This is a genomic window from Paracoccus versutus, assembly GCF_029909795.1.
Classification (GTDB): Bacteria; Pseudomonadota; Alphaproteobacteria; order Rhodobacterales; family Rhodobacteraceae; genus Paracoccus; species Paracoccus versutus.
In genome coordinates, this window is sequence record NZ_CP038197.1 from 2234963 (window position 1) to 2250528 (window position 15566).

Here is a 15566-nt window from a genome sequence, read left to right on the forward strand (position 1 = left end):
GTTCCGCCATGGCTGCTTATAAATACGAAACGCACGAATATGATGTCGTGGTCGTCGGTGCCGGTGGCGCGGGCCTGCGCGCGACGCTGGGCATGGCCGAACAGGGCCTGCGCACCGCCTGCGTGACCAAGGTCTTCCCGACCCGCTCGCACACGGTCGCGGCGCAGGGCGGCATCGCCGCCAGCCTGTCGAACATGGGTCCGGACAACTGGCAGTGGCACATGTATGACACCGTCAAGGGCTCGGACTGGCTGGGCGACACCGACGCCATGGAATACCTGGCGCGCGAGGCCCCCAAGGCGGTCTACGAGCTGGAGCACTACGGCGTGCCCTTCAGCCGGACCGAGGAGGGCAAGATCTACCAGCGCCCCTTCGGCGGCCACACCACCGAATTCGGCGAAGGCCCGCCGGTGCAGCGCACCTGCGCCGCCGCCGACCGCACCGGCCATGCCATCCTGCACACGCTCTATGGCCGGTCGCTGAAGGAAAAGGCGGAATTCTTCATCGAATATTTCGCGCTGGACCTGATCATCACCGACGGCGCCTGCACCGGCGTGGTGTGCTGGAAGCTGGATGACGGCTCGATCCACGTCTTCAACGCCAAGATGGTGGTGCTGGCGACCGGCGGCTATGGCCGCGCCTATTTCAGCGCCACCTCGGCCCATACCTGCACCGGCGACGGCGGCGGCATGGTGGCCCGGGCGGGCCTGCCGCTTCAGGACATGGAATTCGTGCAGTTCCACCCGACCGGCATCTACGGCTCGGGCTGCCTGATCACCGAGGGCGCGCGCGGCGAGGGCGGCTACCTGACCAACAGCGAGGGCGAGCGCTTCATGGAGCGTTACGCGCCGACCTACAAGGATCTGGCCAGCCGCGACGTGGTCTCGCGCTGCATCACCATCGAGATCCGCGAGGGCCGCGGCGTCGGCCCGCACAAGGATCACATGTTCCTGAACCTGATGCACCTGCCGCCGGAAAGCCTGGCCGAGCGGCTGCCGGGCATCTCGGAATCGGCCAAGATCTTCGCCGGCGTGGACGTGACGCGCGAGCCGATCCCGATCCTGCCGACGGTGCATTACAACATGGGCGGCATCCCCACCAACTACTGGGGCGAGGTGCTGGACCCGACCGCCGAAAGCCCGGACCGGGTCTTCCCCGGCCTGATGGCGGTGGGCGAGGCCGGCTGTGCCTCGGTCCATGGCGCGAACCGGCTGGGATCGAACTCGCTGATCGACCTGGTGGTCTTTGGCCGCGCCGCCGCCATCCGCGCCGGGCAGGTGATCGACCGCAAGGCGGCGATCCCCACCACCAACAAGGAACAGGTGGACAAGGCGCTGGACCGCTTCGACCGCATCCGCAACGCCAACGGCTCGGTGCCGACCGCCGAGCTGCGGCTTGAGATGCAGCGCACCATGCAGGCCGATGCCGCGGTGTTCCGCACCGACAAGACCCTGGCCGAGGGCGTCGAGAAGATGCAGGCGATCGCGGCCAAGATGGACGACCTGAAGGTCACCGACCGCAGCCTGATCTGGAACAGCGACCTGATGGAGACGCTGGAGCTGACCAACCTGATGCCCAACGCGCTGGCGACCATCGTCGGCGCCGAGGCGCGCAAGGAAAGCCGCGGCGCCCATGCCCATGAAGACTACCCCGAGCGGGATGATGCCAACTGGCGCAAGCACTCGCTTGCCTGGGTCGAAGGCAACGATGTTAAACTGGCCTATCGGCCCGTTCATCTTGAACCCCTGACTACCCAGGACGAGGGCGGGATCGACCTGAAAAAGATCGCACCCAAAGCGAGGGTTTATTGATGCGTCTTCCCCTGATCCTGCCCATGGCCCTGACCGCCGCCGCGCTGACCCTTTCGGGCTGCGTGGTCCAGAACCCCGGCATGGCGCCGGCGCCGCTGCCGCCGGTCGCGGCCCCCGCGCCGGATGCGGCGATGCGGTCCTCGGCCCGCGTCATCGTCAACCGCGAGATGGCCCGGCGCCTGCCCGGCGCCAATGTCGCGCCCTATACCGATTGCGTGATGCAGAACGCCACCACGGCGGAACTGTCCAGCATCGCCGCTGCCGGCGCGGCCGGGGCGGGGGATGCGGTGGCCGCCATCGTCGGCCGTCCGTCCACCACGCAATGCATCGCCAGCGCCGCGGCGGCGGCCAAGCAGGCCGCCTGATGGCCGGGCGCGGCGCGCTTGGCCTGCGCCTTGCCCCGGCGCTGCTGGGGCTGGCGGCCTGCGCGCCCGCGCCGGTGCAGATCCCGGTCGCAGAGGCCGAGCGCGTCTGCATGGTCCAGGCGCTCGACGCCCGCGCGCCGCGCACCCAGGTCGGCATCGGCGTCGGCTCGCACGGCTATCGCGGCGGCTTCGTCAGCGTCGACCTGTCCTCGGACCAGATCCTGGGGCGCGATCCGTCCCAGGTCTTCGACCAATGCGTCCAGCGCCGCTCGGGGCAGAAGCCCACGCGGCCGCTTTACGAACAGCCGGGCTGGAGGGTGCATTGACGCCCTCTGCCCAAGCCACCGCATGACGGCCTAGTCGCAAGACGACGGTCTGACCACCAGGAGTTACCCAATGGTCCAACTTACCCTTCCCAAGAACAGCCGCATGCGGGTCGGCAAGACCTGGCCGAAACCCGAAGGCGTGACGAACGTCCGCCGCTTCAACATCTACCGCTGGGATCCCGATACCGGCGAGAACCCGCGCATCGACACCTATTTCGTCGACATGGACAAATGCGGGCCCATGGTGCTGGACGCGCTGATCAAGATCAAGAACGAGATCGACCCGACGCTGACCTTCCGCCGCTCCTGCCGCGAGGGGATCTGCGGCTCCTGCGCGATGAACATCGACGGCGGCAACCATCTTGCCTGCATCTACGGCATGGACGAGATCAAGGGCGACGTGAACATCTATCCGCTGCCGCACATGCCGGTGGTCAAGGATCTGATCCCCGACCTGACGCATTTCTATGCCCAGCACGCCTCGGTGAACCCCTATCTCATCACCGAGACGCCGACCCCCGACAAGGAATGGCGCCAGTCGATCGAGGATCGCAAGAAGCTGGATGGGCTTTACGAATGCGTGATGTGCGCCAGCTGCTCGACCGCCTGCCCGAGCTATTGGTGGAACGGCGACCGCTACCTGGGCCCGGCGGCCCTGCTGCACGCCTATCGCTGGATCATCGATTCGCGCGACGAGGCCACGGGCGAGCGCCTGGATGCGCTGGAAGACCCGTTCAAGCTGTATCGCTGCCATACGATCATGAACTGCACCAATACCTGTCCCAAGGGGCTGAACCCGGCCAAGGCCATCGCCTCGATCAAGCACATGATGGTGGACCGTATCGTTTGATTTGCACGGCCGTCATGGCCGGTATGCCGTGATATACCGGTTGACGCCGCGTCGCAGAGGTAGATTTTTCTGCGGCGCGGCATTATCTTTTTCGGCGGGGAAGAGCATCACTTCGACCCGGAGACCTTCGGATGAAAACCCTTGCCGAGACCCAAAAACCCAGCGCCAACCTGGCCGTGCTGAAGCCGGCCAAGGCGGAAGACCGCGCGGCCCTGGCCGTGCTGGAGCAGATGTACGGCTATTTCAGCTTCGATCCGATGCCGATGGAAGCCGACATTCGCCAGGCCGCCTGAAGCGCGGCCACCTTGTCCGCACGCGCGGGCCTTCCAGCGCGGCTTCCCGGCCGCGCTCTTGTTTTTCGGGTATTTGGGAAGCGGTGAAAGGCGGACCGTTTTTCCGTTTCCAAAATACCCATGCGGCAGGGCCGGCAGGCGCGCTGTGCAAGGTGTGCGCAAGCCTTGCGATGCCGGGGACGCGCGCATAGCATCGCGCCATGATCCGAACCATTCCCGAAGATGCCGCCGAGCGCCGGGCCATTCGCCCGGTCATCTGCTATCCGAACCATACCCTTCCCGATCCGGACCTGCCCGGCTTGCAGGCCGTTCGCCTGACGGCGCGCAAATCCGGGGAATGCCTGGTGCCCCCGCGCGAGGCGCGTTGCTTTCACGTGCCGGCCGGGCATTTCTTTCGCATCACCAGCGTCGAGGGGCCGCAGGTCGGCGACCTGAACCTGTGGTCCGCCGCCGATCCGCGCGAACGGTTCTATTCCGGCAAGACCCGCGCGCTGCACGGCACCCATCTGACGCGCGGCCATCGCATGTGGTCCAGCTTTCCGCATCTGCGCCCGATGGCCACCGTGACCGAGGATACGCTGGAATGGTATGGCATCGACGAATACGGCGGCTCGGTCCATGACGTGATCGGCACGCGCTGCGACCCCTATACCCATCGCCTGCTGAGCGGGCAGGACTATCACCATTGCTGCCATTCCAACCTGGTCAACGCGCTGATGGCCGAGATGGGCCTGTCGCGCGAGGCGGCCGAGCCCCTGGTGCATGACGTGCTGAACGTCTTCATGTGCACGGGCTTCACCCGCGACACCGGGGAATATTTCATGAAGGCAAGCCCGGTGCGCCCCGGCGACCATATCGAGTTCTTTGCCGAGATCGACCTGATCGGCGGGCTTTCGGCCTGTCCGGGCGGCGATTGCGGCAGCGCGCATTCCAGCGACGCCGCCGCCTGCCATCCGCTGCTGGTCGAGATCTTCGCGCCGGCCCGGCCCGCGGGACGGGCAGAGCCGGGGCCGAGCGCCTATCGCTGGCCCTAAAGCGAGATCGGCCGCATCACCTCGGGCTCGATCACCTGCACGCCCGGCAGGCCGGCCTTCAGCACCTCGGCATCCTGCGCCAGCAGCGGGAAGGTCTTGTAATGGCAGGGGATCACGGTCTTGAAGTCGAAATACTTCCGCGCCGCCCAGGCCGCGCGGTCCATGTCCATGGTGAAATGCCCGCCGGCGCAGAGGATGCCGATGTCGGGCCGGTGATATTCGCCCATCCACGCCATGTCGGCCATGATGTCGGTATCGCCCGAGACATAGATCACATGGCCCTCGCCCGCGATCATGAAGCCCGACTCGTGGCCGGCATAGACCGGCCCCTCGGCGCCCTCGAAGGACGAGGAATGGCTGGCATTCACCATCGTCACCCTGGCCCCGCCCAGATCGACCGTGCCGCCCTTGTTGAAGCCGATGCCCTCGATGCCCTCGTGCTTCATCCAGGTCGAGACCATGTCGTAGATGCCGACGGCGGGAATCCCCAGCTCCTTGGCGATCGAGACGGTATCGCCGGTATGGTCGCCGTGGCCATGCGTCACCAGGATATGGGTGGCGCCCGCGATGGCCTCGTCGCGGCTGTCCTCGGGGAACATCGGATTGCCCGAAAGCCAGGGGTCGATCAGGATCACCGCCTGTTCGATCTCCAGCCGGAAGCCGGAATGGCCAAGCCAGGTCAGTTTCATGGAAGGGCTCCTTTTCTTGCGCTGCCGCATCCTGCCAAGCCCGGCGGCGGCCGTAAAGTTCCGCCGCAAGGTTCCGCCTGCGCGGGTGCTTGCCCCGCCCCGGCCGCCCCGGTAAAACCCGGCGCAAGCGAAAGGAGCCTCCCATGGCGATCACCGAGGACGAAGCCCGCAAGGTCGCGCATCTGGCGCGGATTGCGGTCAAGGACGCCGACCTGCCCGCGCTGGCGCAGGAGCTGAACGGCATCCTGCATTTCATGGAACAGCTGAACGAGGTCGATGTCGAGGGCGTCGAGCCGATGACCGGGGTCGAGCCGATGCGCCTCAAGCGCCGCCAGGACGTCGTCACCGATGGCGAGATGCAGGATCTGATCCTGAAGAACGCGCCCGATGCGCGCGAGGGCTTCTTTGCCGTGCCGAAGGTGGTGGAATGAGCGACCTGAACAAACTGACCATCGCCCAGGCCCGGGACGGGCTGCGCAAGGGCGATTTCACCAGCACCGAGCTGACCGAGGCCTGCCTCGGCGCCATCGACGCCGCCGGCGCGCTGAACGCCTATTCTCACAAGACCCCGGGAAAGGCCCGCGAAATGGCGGCGGCCGCCGACAAGCGCATCGCCGCGGGCGACGCGCCCGCCATGTGCGGCATCCCGCTGGGCATCAAGGATCTGTTCTGCACCCGCGACGTGCCGTCCCAGGCCGCGAGCCGGATCCTGGAAGGCTTCCTGCCGCAATATGAATCGACGGTGACGCAGAACCTGTGGGATGCGGGCGCGGTCATGCTGGGCAAGCTCAGCATGGACGAATTCGCCATGGGCTCGTCCAACGAAAGCGCCTGCTATGGCCCGGTGGTCAACCCGTGGAAAGTGGACGACCGGCAGCTGACGCCCGGCGGCTCCTCGGGCGGCTCGGCGGCGGCGGTGGCGGCGGACCTGTGCCTGGCCGCGACCGGCACCGATACCGGCGGCTCGATCCGCCAGCCGGCGGCCTTTACCGGCACCGTGGGGCTGAAGCCGACCTATGGCCGGGTCAGCCGCTGGGGGGTGATCGCCTTTGCCAGCTCGCTGGACCAGGCCGGGCCGATGACCAAGTCGGTCCGCGACGCCGCGATCATGCTGGGCGCCATGGCCTCGGTCGATGCCAAGGATTCGACCAGCGCCGAACGCCCGGTGCCGGATTACGAGGCCGCGCTGACCGGCGACATCCGCGGCCGTCGCATCGGCATTCCGCGCGAATACCGCATGGAGGGCATGTCGGACGAGATCGACGCGCTCTGGCACAAGGCGGCCGAGATGCTGCGCGACGCCGGTGCCGAGGTGGTGGACATCACCCTGCCGCATACGAAATACGCGCTGCCGGCCTATTACGTGATCGCGCCGGCCGAGGCGTCGTCGAACCTCGCGCGCTATGACGGGGTGCGCTATGGCCGCCGCGCCAGGCTGGGCGCCGGCGACGGCGTGGTCGAGATGTATGAAAAGACCCGCGCCGAGGGCTTCGGCCCCGAGGTGCAGCGCCGGGTGATGATCGGCACCTATGTGCTGTCGGCGGGCTTCTACGACGCCTATTACAACCGCGCCCGCAAGGTCCGCGCGCTGATCAAGCGCGACTTCGACCAGGTCTTTGCCGATGGCATCGACGCGATCCTGACGCCGGCCACCCCCAGCGCCGCCTTTGGCCTGGGCGAGATGTCGGGCAAGGATCCGGTCGAGATGTATCTCAACGACGTCTTTACCGTCACGGTGAACCTGGCCGGGCTGCCGGGGATTTCGGTGCCGGTGGGGCTGGATCGGCAGGGCCTGCCGCTGGGAATGCAGCTGATTGGCCGGCCCTGGGACGAAGGCGGGCTCTTGAACCTTGCACAGAGCCTCGAATCTGCGGCAGGATTTGCGGCGAAACCCTCGCGCTGGTGGTGAGCGGCCTCAAACCGGAGAGAATGATGCGGAACCTGGCGATCCTGGCCCTGCTTGGCCCCGTTCTTGCCCTGGCCGGCTGCGGCGAGAATACGGGCTGGAACCCGAATTACAGCGCCATGCACAATGGTTCGCCCTATGCGGAATACCTGCAAGCGCGCGAGGTCGCGCTGCATGGCAAGGGCCCGGTGCCCAAGGTGATCCCGATCGCCCTGCCGGCGCAGGCGCCCACCGCAGCCCAGATCGCCGGCACGGCGGCAAAGCCGCGCGCCCAGGCAGCCGCCCAAGCCGCGCCTGCCCCCGCCGCAGCAGCGCCCCCGGCCGGGGCACCGGCGGCGACGCAGGCCGCGACTCCCTCGCTGGTGCGTTATGCGCAGCAGGAAACCCAGGCGCCGGGCACGCGGAAATACCAGCGCAGCGGCAGTTCCGAATCGGCGGCGGCGCGGGCCTGCCGCAGCTATGCCAGCGCGGATGTGGCGCAAAGCGCCTTCCTCGCGGCGGGCGGGCCGGTGATCGACCCGCGCGGGCTCGACCCGGACGGCGATGGTTTCGCCTGCGGCTGGGATCCGCGCCCGCTGCGCCAATCCGGGCTTTGAGCCCTTCGCCCAATCACGGCGACCGGCGCGGGCAACAGCCTTCGCTGGTCGTGATCCATTACACCGGCATGGCGGACGGCCCCTCGGCCCGCGCCCGGCTCTGCGATCCCGGCGCCGAGGTCAGCGCGCATTGGCTGGTCCATGAGGACGGGACGACCGAGGCGCTGGTGCCCGAGGACCGCCGCGCCTGGCACGCGGGCGCCGGTGCGTGGCAAGGGCGCGAGGACGTGAATTCGCGCAGCATCGGCATCGAACTGGTCAATCCCGGCGACCGGCCCTTCCCCGAGCCGCAGATGGCGGCGCTCGAGGCGCTGCTCGGCGCCATCATGGCGCGCTGGTCCATCCCGCCCCAGGGCGTGATCGCCCATTCCGACATGGCGCCGGGGCGCAAGATCGACCCCGGCCCGCGTTTCGACTGGCGCCGGCTGGCCTTGCAGGGGCTTGCAGTCTGGCCCGAGGGGCCGGGCCCCGACCTGCCGCTGGCCGACAGCCTGGCCCGCATCGGCTATCCCGAGGATCCGGCGCGCCTTGCCGCCTTCCGCCTGCGCTTCCGCCCCTGGGCCGATGGCCCCGAGGACGAAACCGACCGCCGGCTGGCCGCGGCGCTGGCTTATCGCGGGTTTCTTTCGTGCCCAAATATCCCGCAGGGGGAGGCCGCCGCGGCAGCGGCGGACGGGGGACGCGAAGTCCGTTGCACCGTCATTCCTGTTCCTGCCTTCATCTGCAAATATGCATTTGTTTTTGTTTCATTTCTCGCTATGGCGCTGCGCATCATCTTTCGCCGCCTATGACCTGTAGCCCACAGGGTGAGCCCACTTTCACGTTTCGTTTTTGTTCCGTTCGCGCTTGGTCTGCGCGCTGCGGGACAGCTTCTTCTTGTCAGCGAGCCTTCGGTAGTAGGCGACCGTCTTGGCCGACTGTCCCGTCACCGCTTGTATCTCCGCATCGCCGGCACCGCCTTCAGCCAACTCGATGCAGGCGAGCTTGCGCAGGCCGTGCAGGGTGTATTCCTGCGCCGCATTGCCCAGCGTCTTGCGCCAGGTCCTGAATGCCTTCTCAACAGAATCGTAACCCTTTCCCTGGGTCAGGTTCTTCGCCAGCAGATGAGCGCCATGCTTGCGCAGCGAAGCTACAAAGGCCCGTAGCCGAGGGGGGCAATACACCTGAAATCGATCCTTGCCCTTCTCATCCCAGACCCACATCCATTCGTCCGAGAAATCGTCGTGTCGCATCATGATCGCGGCGTTTGGGCGTTGGCCCGTGCCGAGGATCAACTCGCAGGCCACCCTCACGTCATGCGGGGCCTCGGCCAGTTTCTCGACCATCCATTCCGGCCAGGGCAGGAATTCGCGCGTGGTCCCGTAGAGGTCGATGCCGCCCGCCGGATTATCCCCTAACGGCCAGTCCAGTTTGTTCTTGGCGTAGTTCCACAACAGCCGGATGACCTGCAGATGATGATCCGCCTTGCGCGGGGTTGCTGCTAGCTTGTCGTGGATAGCCCGGACATGCGCACGGGTGGTCAGCCGCACATCCTTGTCGGCGTTCTTTTCGAGCAGAGCGTCCATCGTTCGCCGATAGCTGATCTTCGTCCCGTCGCTCAGGTGCTTCTGAACCCGCGGATCCGAGCGCCAGGCGACCACAAGGGCACGCCAACTCGTCGCAGGCGCCTTGGGCTTCTGCGCCGGATGCTCCCCGCGCTCGCACAGCCAATACAGCCGATCCAGTTCGGCCAGATCACCTTTCCAATCCAGAGTGATGACCCTTTCGCGGCGCTTGCCATTCTCGGTCCAGGTAATGCGATGGCGGGGCGTTTCGATGCCCCGCACAGATTTCCATTCCAGACGTGGCTTTGCTGGCCGCCGCGTCATAGCTCAAGCCCTCCATCCGGCCGCGCCAGTTTGCCAGCCCGTAAATTGCGCAAATGATCGGTTTCCCAGCGCACCACACCAGGGGCGATTTCTTCGCCTCTGGGCAGGTGCCCCGCCTTGACCAACTGCCGGAACTCGGCCGGCTTCATGTCCAGAAGCTCGGCCGCGGTCCTTTCGGACGCAAGAAACGGAGTTCGGTGCTTCATGCTAACGATCCTCCCCAGGTCCGCGCCGCCGAAGCTGCCGGGCCGTTCCAACCGGATCGAAAATCCAGTTGAGATCGAGCCCGAGCTTCCGCCCCAGCACCGCGATTTTCCACATGACGGGCTTCATGTAGCCACCTTCGCGATGTTGGTGATGTCGAGGGCGTTCTGCAGGTCATGCGCCATCGAACCGAGCTTGCAGGCGACTTCCGCCGCCGCTTCCGTGTCGCCGAACCCGGCATCCAGCATGTTCTCCAACGCCCTCGCCGCGCAACGCACTTTCAAGGCAAGGGATTGCTGTTCGGCAAGATAGGCTTCGAGCGAGGGGTTCATGCCGCATCACCCCTTGCCCAACGAATGCTTTCCGTGACGCAACCCAGACGCGTTTCCAGCGCCTCGATCCCGCCGCGCAGCGCCGCGGCGCGCGGCTTGTCCAGCCCCTCCACCGCGAAGTGGATCAGCCGGCAGAGGTCGAGGGCGTGATCCAGTTCGTCCAGCGCATCGCTCAGATGATGCGCGTTGCGGGGATTGATTTCGTTCGACGTTTGCACCATGTTCATGGGCAAGATCCTTTTGTGAAGATTGGGATTGCATGAGACCGCCAGGGTGGCCGCCCTAGCGGTCTCTTTCTTTTTAGGATTGGCAAGCATGTGCATCACGCTCCGCCGCGAAAATCTGGCGCAGGTGAAACACAATCTCAGCGTTCATCGAACGACCGTTCTCTGCGGCGCGCCTCTTGATGGCATCGCGCATTCCATCTGGGAACCGCACAACATACTGATCAGCCGTCCTGCTGGGGTAAGTCTTCATATCAACCTCATAGTGGCTCATAGCCACTTGATGGCTTATAGCCACCACTTGCGTCAACATAAAAATGAAGGCTCATTGCCACTATGTCCGAACGATCCCCTCAGAACCAAGACAAGTTCGTGGTGCGCCTGCCCGACGGGATGCGAGAGCGCCTGAAGAAAGCCGCCGAGCGCAACAACAGAAGCATGAACGCCGAAATCGTCATGGCTCTGGAGTATTGGCTTGAAGCGGACCTGCCTTATGAACTTGCGGTCAGCGCGGGCGCAGGCCCTGAAGATGCTCGCAGGATGGGAATGGAAGACTGGACAGAGCGCAGCGAAATCATTGAGGATACGTTCAAGCAAGAGCTTGAACGATCAATAGATTTCCTTAACCAGCTTCGACGTAAGCTTAAGGTTCGACCAACTAGGCCCGAGTCCGACGACTAACCCATGACCCTGATCCCCAACGAGCGCACGAAGCTGCTGGCGAACGCGCTGGACCGCGCCTCGACGGCCTGTTTCACGGTCGGCATCGCAACACCCGTTGCCGGATATATCTATAACATCAGTAACTTGCGCGAGAGCCTGCCCGCGTGGATCATGCTCGGAGGCGGAATCGGTTGGATTTCTGCCTGTGTCGCCTTACATTTGATGGCGAGACGCACCCTTGGAGGGCTGAAATGAGCGAGTTCGTCATTGCCTTCATCGCCATGCCGCTGGCCGTGGTCGCCGTGGGCTACGTCGCCATGCGCCTCAACGAGCGCGCGGTGAAGCACGAGAAGCACCACCCGGCCGAGTGATCCGGCCCGATAATACCGGCCGAGCGCCCATCGCAGCTGTTATCGAGCCGCAGCAAACATCGCATCGAACCGCGCGGCCGTGAGGCGCTTGCGGCCCGTGCCGAGAATTCCAGCGCCCATTCGCAGATTGACGTGGCCCGCCACGTTCCCCTGCACCGAGCAGGCGTGTGAGCAGTATTTGCTCCTCGCCCGCTTGGGCCGAAACGTGACACCGCACCACGCGCAGGCCTTCGGCGTCAGCGTCCGCCGCTGCCGGCCGGCACAAGACTTGCTGCAATGAAGTTGCTCGGCCCGATCAGGAAAGAACGCCTTGCCACAACATCCGCAGGTGCGGGCCGGGTAGACCCGCAGGCTTTGGTGATAGCAAGTCGGGGAACAGAAGCGGATTCCTTTCTGTTTCGGTCGGAACGTCCGGCCACATTGCGCGCATGAACGCTTGCACCGTAGCCCGGCCTGATCCTTCGCCGATGCCTCAGCGCATGCTCTGCTGCAATACATGCGGCCCTTGTAGTCCGGGCTCATCGGCCCACCGCAGAAGAGGCACGAACCTGCCAGCCTCTTGGCCTCATTCCGCGCCCGCTTGCGCTGTCGCTTGGCCTCTTCCCGGCAGGCCTCGCCGCAATAGGTGCGCACCCAATATGCCGCCGGGATCTCGGCTGCGCAGACCTCGCAGCGATGCGTCAGATCGATCGGATCGCCAGCATGACCGCCACGTCCCCGCTCGCTTCCTTCCTCCGGTTCAGCCACATCCAGTGCGCGGTGCTGCACAGGTGACTGCAATACTTGTGATGCCCCTCGGGCAATGGCGCGTGACAGCGAACGCAACGGGTCCGCTCTATCAGGGTTCCGGCCTCGATTACCCATTCCGGCTGTCCTTCATTCCAGTCCGGACGGGTAATGCGCAACGCCCGGAACACATCGTCCATCATCTCGCGCGCCATCAGATCGGCATCGGTCCATGTCCAGCCCTGCCGGCAGAGATCCCCGCGAATGCCGTAACGGAGTGGGCCTTCCAGACCGAAGGGCGAGCCGATGCAGCCCACCTCGAAGGCAATGCGCACCACCATCCCCAGGCGTTTCACGAGGTCACCATAGCGCCGGCGCCCGAGGCGCCCGCGCCGGGCGTCCCGCTCCTGCCGCGCCAGTCTCCGCTTGCTCGCCCCTGCGTTCACCAAATCCGAATGCCGCACCTTCATCCCATCACCGCATCCAGCAGCGCTGCGCTGATCGGGTGCTTCGAGACCGGCGCCAGGGCCTTCACGCCCTCGGGCGCCTTTCCTCCCCGGCTCGCATGCTCCAGCCAGACCTGATCGAGGTCCATGATGATTTCCGCATGCGCGGGCTCAATCGGCCGGCGCATGACCTGCGACCATGCGGCCAGTTCGGCCCAGCTGATCGGGTTCGGGCCGGCGCTGCCATAGCTGCGCGCCACGGAAAGCGCCTGGAACGCATCAAGCAAAGGCCATCCCGCCTCTGGCGCGATCACCCTCTTGCCGGCGAGGCGCGCCCTCAAGGCCGCGCAAAGCTGATCCTTGAGACGGCTCATCTCGTGCCCCTCGCCTGAATGTCACGAAGTTGCCCCGGCATCGCCCGTTGCTGCGCCCAGGCGGCATGCGCGACCATTCCCCCCGACACTCGCGCGGCTCGCCGATCCACAAAGGCCTGAAGATTGCCGTTGTCATCGACGCCCACCTTGACGCGAACATCGACCGCCTGACGCACCACGTCGCCCCCCGCGCCGGTATTGGTCTCCCGGGCACCCGCGAGAAAGTTCCGCGTCTGGTTGGCGTTCCAGTAGCGCGCCGGGCCGGTGGCCTCGATCTCCGGTCCTCTCTCCCCGACGATGCGCAGTCCGCCGACATGCATACCGCCCTTGGCAAAACCCGGGACCAGCAGCCCCCCGATCCCCGATGCCAGGCTTCCCATGCCGGGCATCTTCATGATCGCGTTGACCGCCTGGACCTTGGCAATCTCCGCGAGAAGCGCCAGCACGGCATCCTTGGCCGAGGCGGAACCGTCGATGACGCTGCCGAACATATCTTCCAGCGCATCCTTGCCGCGCTCGCTGGCGCCGCGGATCTGTTCCATCTTCTCGGCCGCGTCCTCGGCCGCCTGACCAGCCCGTGCATATCCGGCCGCCAGAGCATCGATCTCGGCTTCCAGTTCGGGCGTGATCTGCCGACCTGCCTGCTGCGCCGCCGCGAGGAGGCGGGCCTTTTCGGTGGCATAGGCCATGGCATCGCCGTAATCCTCGCCGGAGATCGCGACGGCCGCGAGAACCTGCGCCTCGATCTGCAAGGCCTCGGTGCGCTCGCGGATCGACTTGGCATCCCGCTCGAACTCATCGAGCTTTTCCTTGCCGCCGCGTCCCTTGCTCTTTCCGCCGCCCCGGCCGGCACGATCCGCCGCCGAACGGGCCTCATCGCCGGCGATGGACGCTTGGGCAAGCCGGGTCACCTCGGCATCGGTCAGCGTGGCGCCGGCCTCGCGCGCCCGCTTTCGCACCGCCTCCTCCTCGCGGGCCAGCCGCAGCCCTTCCGAGGTCGCGGCATTGCGCGCGTTTTCCGATTCGGTGAAACGCTCGTTGGCCTCGCGCATGGCATCGAGGGATTGCATGCTGGCCGCCTCGGCCGCATGGCGCTGGCGCATGGCCTCGCCTGCCCTGGACGCGGGATCGACGCCGGCGGCCGCCGCCAGGGCGCCAACGAGGCCGCGCGCCAATGCCGTGACGCTGGAAATCACCCCGCCGAGCCGGGAAAGCTGATCCATGACCCCGGTGAACTGGATCCGGTCCCCGGCTTCCAGCGTGTCGAAGGCGTCCTGCGCCCCGGCCTCGACCTCGCCGAGCCTGGACAGGAAATCCGCGCCGGTCATCTCGCCCCGGCGGAAGGCGTTGACCAGCCCCTCCATCTCCAGGGACGCCTCGCGCAGCGTCTGGCCGGCCTCGGTATGGCCGAGGAACTCCAGGTCCGCCCCGGCCTCTTGCAGCGCCGGCACCAGCTGCGCCGCCGCGTCGGCAAGCGCGGCATATTCCTGATCGAGCTGGCGCACCGCCTGAGCATTCTCGTCCACCAGGTCGCGACTGCGATCGAGGGCATCATAGACCTCATCGCCCAGCACCGCCCGCGCAACGCCCTCATCGGGAAACACGGTCTCGATCCGTTCCCGCAGGTCGGTGAAGTCCACCACCGCCTCGGCAACGGCCACGCTGACCCGCTTGGCGAAGGCGCCGACCGTCGCGGTCAGCTGGTTGAACTTGCGGTCCAGTTCGTCGGCACGGGCGATCAGATCGCTGTCGATCACCGCGCCCGCCTCATGAGCGCGACGAATGGTTTCTTCCAGCGCACCCTGACCCTGTCCCAGCAGTTCCACGAAGCGTTCGCCGCCGGTGCCGCCGAATATCTCATCGGCGATACGGATCTGCGCCGCCTTGTCGAAACCCTCCAGCTTGCCGAGGATCTCGACCATCAGCGCCGAAGGGTCTTTCAGCTTGGCTTTCAGGTCCTGCGCCCTGAAACCTAGGCGGGTGAAGGCCTCGGCCGCCGGCCCGACGCCGGTCACGATGAACTCATCGGCCCGCAGCGACAGTTCCTTGAACCCGTCCACCAAGGCATCGACGCTGATGCGGTTCTGTTCGGCGACGAACTTCCATTCCTGAAACGCCTGGGCCGAGATCCCGGCGCGCTTGGCCTCGTTGCCGATCTCGGCCAGCCCCTTGACCATCTGCCGGGTGCCATTGGCTATACCGGCCACGCCGCCGGCGGCCAGCCCGCCGAGGATGCCCCCCGCCAGCCCCTTGCCGAAACTGCCGATGCTGCCGGTGATGCTCTTCAGCGTGGCGTTGATGCTGCCGGCAGCGCGGTTCATGTCGGCTTCCATCTGCCGGGTCGCGGATCGCGAGCCGCGCCGCAGGTTCTGATAAGTCCGGGTGCCCTGTCCCTCGGCTTTGCGCATCCGCTTCTCGAATTCCGAGATCCGGGCCTCCAGCATCACCACCAGGCGTTCATCCGCCCCCACGCTCGCGTTCATCGCGG

Annotated in this window: 20 protein-coding genes and 1 pseudogene; 12 read left to right on the forward strand and 9 right to left on the reverse strand. The window is 66.1% G+C overall.

The features are described 5' to 3' along the window. Positions 1 to 8 precede the first annotated feature (8 nt). The 6 genes from sdhA to E3U25_RS22375 all read left to right on the forward strand — a co-directional run bounded on the left by sdhA (position 9) and on the right by E3U25_RS22375 (position 4679). Positions 9 to 1811: a succinate dehydrogenase flavoprotein subunit gene (gene sdhA, locus E3U25_RS22350; protein WP_072461029.1), complete on the forward strand. Its 1803-nt coding sequence runs from the start codon at positions 9 to 11 to the stop codon at positions 1809 to 1811. After that, on the forward strand, positions 1811 to 2176 hold the full coding sequence (locus E3U25_RS22355; protein WP_036750228.1) for a hypothetical protein: 366 nt from the start codon (positions 1811 to 1813) through the stop codon (positions 2174 to 2176). Before sdhA ends, E3U25_RS22355 begins: the two co-directional genes overlap by 1 nt. Continuing rightward, positions 2176 to 2502 carry a hypothetical protein gene (locus E3U25_RS22360; protein WP_052095694.1) on the forward strand — a complete coding sequence of 109 codons (327 nt, stop codon included), beginning with the start codon at positions 2176 to 2178 and terminating at the stop codon, positions 2500 to 2502. The genes E3U25_RS22355 and E3U25_RS22360 overlap by 1 nt, the downstream gene beginning before the upstream one ends. 70 nt (positions 2503 to 2572) lie before the next feature. Next, a complete protein-coding gene (locus tag E3U25_RS22365; protein WP_116223024.1) occupies positions 2573 to 3352 on the forward strand; it encodes a succinate dehydrogenase iron-sulfur subunit in 780 nt (259 codons plus the stop codon). 131 nt (positions 3353 to 3483) lie between these two features. After that, positions 3484 to 3645: a hypothetical protein gene (locus tag E3U25_RS22370; RefSeq protein WP_166435614.1), complete on the forward strand. Its 162-nt coding sequence runs from the start codon at positions 3484 to 3486 to the stop codon at positions 3643 to 3645. Positions 3646 to 3845: 200 nt separating this feature from the next. Next, positions 3846 to 4679: an urea carboxylase-associated family protein gene (locus tag E3U25_RS22375; RefSeq protein WP_036750223.1), complete on the forward strand. Its 834-nt coding sequence runs from the start codon at positions 3846 to 3848 to the stop codon at positions 4677 to 4679. Here the strand turns inward: E3U25_RS22375 and E3U25_RS22380 are convergent. Next, on the reverse strand, positions 4676 to 5368 hold the full coding sequence (locus E3U25_RS22380; protein WP_114535129.1) for a metal-dependent hydrolase: 693 nt from the start codon (positions 5366 to 5368) through the stop codon (positions 4676 to 4678). The genes E3U25_RS22375 and E3U25_RS22380 overlap by 4 nt on opposite strands. A 143-nt stretch (positions 5369 to 5511) precedes the next feature. Here E3U25_RS22380 and gatC point away from each other — a divergent pair, with 143 nt between their 5' ends. The 4 genes and pseudogenes from gatC to E3U25_RS22400 all read left to right on the forward strand — a co-directional run. After that, positions 5512 to 5799: an Asp-tRNA(Asn)/Glu-tRNA(Gln) amidotransferase subunit GatC gene (gene gatC / locus E3U25_RS22385; protein ID WP_010393062.1), complete on the forward strand. Its 288-nt coding sequence runs from the start codon at positions 5512 to 5514 to the stop codon at positions 5797 to 5799. Beyond that, positions 5796 to 7277 carry an Asp-tRNA(Asn)/Glu-tRNA(Gln) amidotransferase subunit GatA gene (gene gatA / locus E3U25_RS22390; protein ID WP_072461027.1) on the forward strand — a complete coding sequence of 494 codons (1482 nt, stop codon included), beginning with the start codon at positions 5796 to 5798 and terminating at the stop codon, positions 7275 to 7277. The genes gatC and gatA overlap by 4 nt, the downstream gene beginning before the upstream one ends. Positions 7278 to 7300: 23 nt before the next feature. Next, positions 7301 to 7870, forward strand: a complete 570-nt coding sequence (locus tag E3U25_RS22395) for a hypothetical protein (protein ID WP_116223284.1) — start codon at positions 7301 to 7303, stop codon at positions 7868 to 7870. Next, positions 7867 to 8487: pseudogene (locus E3U25_RS22400) on the forward strand (N-acetylmuramoyl-L-alanine amidase); the annotation flags it as partial. The gene E3U25_RS22395 and the pseudogene E3U25_RS22400, both read left to right, overlap by 4 nt. Before the next feature lie 201 nt (positions 8488 to 8688). Here E3U25_RS22400 and E3U25_RS22405 read toward each other — a convergent pair. From E3U25_RS22405 to E3U25_RS25090, 5 genes are all read right to left on the reverse strand, one after another. Continuing rightward, positions 8689 to 9696: a tyrosine-type recombinase/integrase gene (locus E3U25_RS22405; RefSeq protein WP_166435613.1), complete on the reverse strand. Its 1008-nt coding sequence runs from the start codon at positions 9694 to 9696 to the stop codon at positions 8689 to 8691. 38 nt (positions 9697 to 9734) lie between these two features. Next, a complete protein-coding gene (locus tag E3U25_RS22410) occupies positions 9735 to 9944 on the reverse strand; it encodes a hypothetical protein (RefSeq protein ID WP_116223283.1) in 210 nt (69 codons plus the stop codon). Positions 9945 to 10067: 123 nt separating this feature from the next. Beyond that, on the reverse strand, positions 10068 to 10274 hold the full coding sequence (locus E3U25_RS22415) for a hypothetical protein (RefSeq protein ID WP_116223021.1): 207 nt from the start codon (positions 10272 to 10274) through the stop codon (positions 10068 to 10070). Then, on the reverse strand, positions 10271 to 10501 hold the full coding sequence (locus tag E3U25_RS22420) for a hypothetical protein (protein ID WP_116223020.1): 231 nt from the start codon (positions 10499 to 10501) through the stop codon (positions 10271 to 10273). Before E3U25_RS22420 ends, E3U25_RS22415 begins: the two co-directional genes overlap by 4 nt. A 73-nt stretch (positions 10502 to 10574) precedes the next feature. Then, on the reverse strand, positions 10575 to 10811 hold the full coding sequence (locus tag E3U25_RS25090; RefSeq protein WP_425355727.1) for an Arc family DNA-binding protein: 237 nt from the start codon (positions 10809 to 10811) through the stop codon (positions 10575 to 10577). A 23-nt stretch (positions 10812 to 10834) separates the two neighbouring features. Here E3U25_RS25090 and E3U25_RS22425 point away from each other — a divergent pair, with 23 nt between their 5' ends. After that, positions 10835 to 11179, forward strand: a complete 345-nt coding sequence (locus tag E3U25_RS22425; RefSeq protein WP_116223019.1) for an Arc family DNA-binding protein — start codon at positions 10835 to 10837, stop codon at positions 11177 to 11179. A gap of 3 nt (positions 11180 to 11182) precedes the next feature. Then, on the forward strand, positions 11183 to 11416 hold the full coding sequence (locus E3U25_RS22430; protein WP_104492729.1) for a hypothetical protein: 234 nt from the start codon (positions 11183 to 11185) through the stop codon (positions 11414 to 11416). Positions 11417 to 12212: 796 nt separating this feature from the next. Here the strand turns inward: E3U25_RS22430 and E3U25_RS22435 are convergent. Genes E3U25_RS22435 through E3U25_RS22445 form a run of 3 tightly spaced genes read right to left on the reverse strand, consistent with a single transcriptional unit; the run spans position 12213 to position 15561 of the window. Then, on the reverse strand, positions 12213 to 12728 hold the full coding sequence (locus E3U25_RS22435) for a hypothetical protein (protein WP_116223018.1): 516 nt from the start codon (positions 12726 to 12728) through the stop codon (positions 12213 to 12215). Beyond that, a complete protein-coding gene (locus E3U25_RS22440) occupies positions 12725 to 13078 on the reverse strand; it encodes a phage tail assembly chaperone (RefSeq protein ID WP_116223017.1) in 354 nt (117 codons plus the stop codon). The genes E3U25_RS22435 and E3U25_RS22440 overlap by 4 nt, the downstream gene beginning before the upstream one ends. Next, complete coding sequence (locus E3U25_RS22445; protein WP_166435612.1) at positions 13075 to 15561, reverse strand: phage tail tape measure protein; 2487 nt, start codon at positions 15559 to 15561, stop codon at positions 13075 to 13077. Before E3U25_RS22445 ends, E3U25_RS22440 begins: the two co-directional genes overlap by 4 nt. Between the last annotated feature and the right edge of the window lie 5 nt (positions 15562 to 15566).

Coding starts and splice junctions, on each gene's coding strand:
- E3U25_RS22430 (WP_104492729.1), top strand. CDS start 11,183: ATGACCCTGATCCCCAACGAGCGCACGAAGCTGCTGGCGAACGCGCTG.
- E3U25_RS22355 (WP_036750228.1), top strand. CDS start 1,811: ATGCGTCTTCCCCTGATCCTGCCCATGGCCCTGACCGCCGCCGCGCTG.
- E3U25_RS22415 (WP_116223021.1), bottom strand. CDS start 10,274: ATGAACCCCTCGCTCGAAGCCTATCTTGCCGAACAGCAATCCCTTGCC.
- E3U25_RS22445 (WP_166435612.1), bottom strand. CDS start 15,561: ATGAACGCGAGCGTGGGGGCGGATGAACGCCTGGTGGTGATGCTGGAG.
- E3U25_RS22425 (WP_116223019.1), top strand. CDS start 10,835: ATGTCCGAACGATCCCCTCAGAACCAAGACAAGTTCGTGGTGCGCCTG.
- E3U25_RS22440 (WP_116223017.1), bottom strand. CDS start 13,078: ATGAGCCGTCTCAAGGATCAGCTTTGCGCGGCCTTGAGGGCGCGCCTC.
- E3U25_RS22375 (WP_036750223.1), top strand. CDS start 3,846: ATGATCCGAACCATTCCCGAAGATGCCGCCGAGCGCCGGGCCATTCGC.
- gatA (WP_072461027.1), top strand. CDS start 5,796: ATGAGCGACCTGAACAAACTGACCATCGCCCAGGCCCGGGACGGGCTG.
- E3U25_RS22365 (WP_116223024.1), top strand. CDS start 2,573: ATGGTCCAACTTACCCTTCCCAAGAACAGCCGCATGCGGGTCGGCAAG.
- E3U25_RS22370 (WP_166435614.1), top strand. CDS start 3,484: ATGAAAACCCTTGCCGAGACCCAAAAACCCAGCGCCAACCTGGCCGTG.
- E3U25_RS22410 (WP_116223283.1), bottom strand. CDS start 9,944: ATGAAGCACCGAACTCCGTTTCTTGCGTCCGAAAGGACCGCGGCCGAG.
- E3U25_RS22380 (WP_114535129.1), bottom strand. CDS start 5,368: ATGAAACTGACCTGGCTTGGCCATTCCGGCTTCCGGCTGGAGATCGAA.
- E3U25_RS22435 (WP_116223018.1), bottom strand. CDS start 12,728: ATGAAGGTGCGGCATTCGGATTTGGTGAACGCAGGGGCGAGCAAGCGG.
- sdhA (WP_072461029.1), top strand. CDS start 9: ATGGCTGCTTATAAATACGAAACGCACGAATATGATGTCGTGGTCGTC.
- E3U25_RS22395 (WP_116223284.1), top strand. CDS start 7,301: ATGCGGAACCTGGCGATCCTGGCCCTGCTTGGCCCCGTTCTTGCCCTG.
- E3U25_RS25090 (WP_425355727.1), bottom strand. CDS start 10,811: ATGTTGACGCAAGTGGTGGCTATAAGCCATCAAGTGGCTATGAGCCAC.
- E3U25_RS22420 (WP_116223020.1), bottom strand. CDS start 10,501: ATGAACATGGTGCAAACGTCGAACGAAATCAATCCCCGCAACGCGCAT.
- E3U25_RS22360 (WP_052095694.1), top strand. CDS start 2,176: ATGGCCGGGCGCGGCGCGCTTGGCCTGCGCCTTGCCCCGGCGCTGCTG.
- gatC (WP_010393062.1), top strand. CDS start 5,512: ATGGCGATCACCGAGGACGAAGCCCGCAAGGTCGCGCATCTGGCGCGG.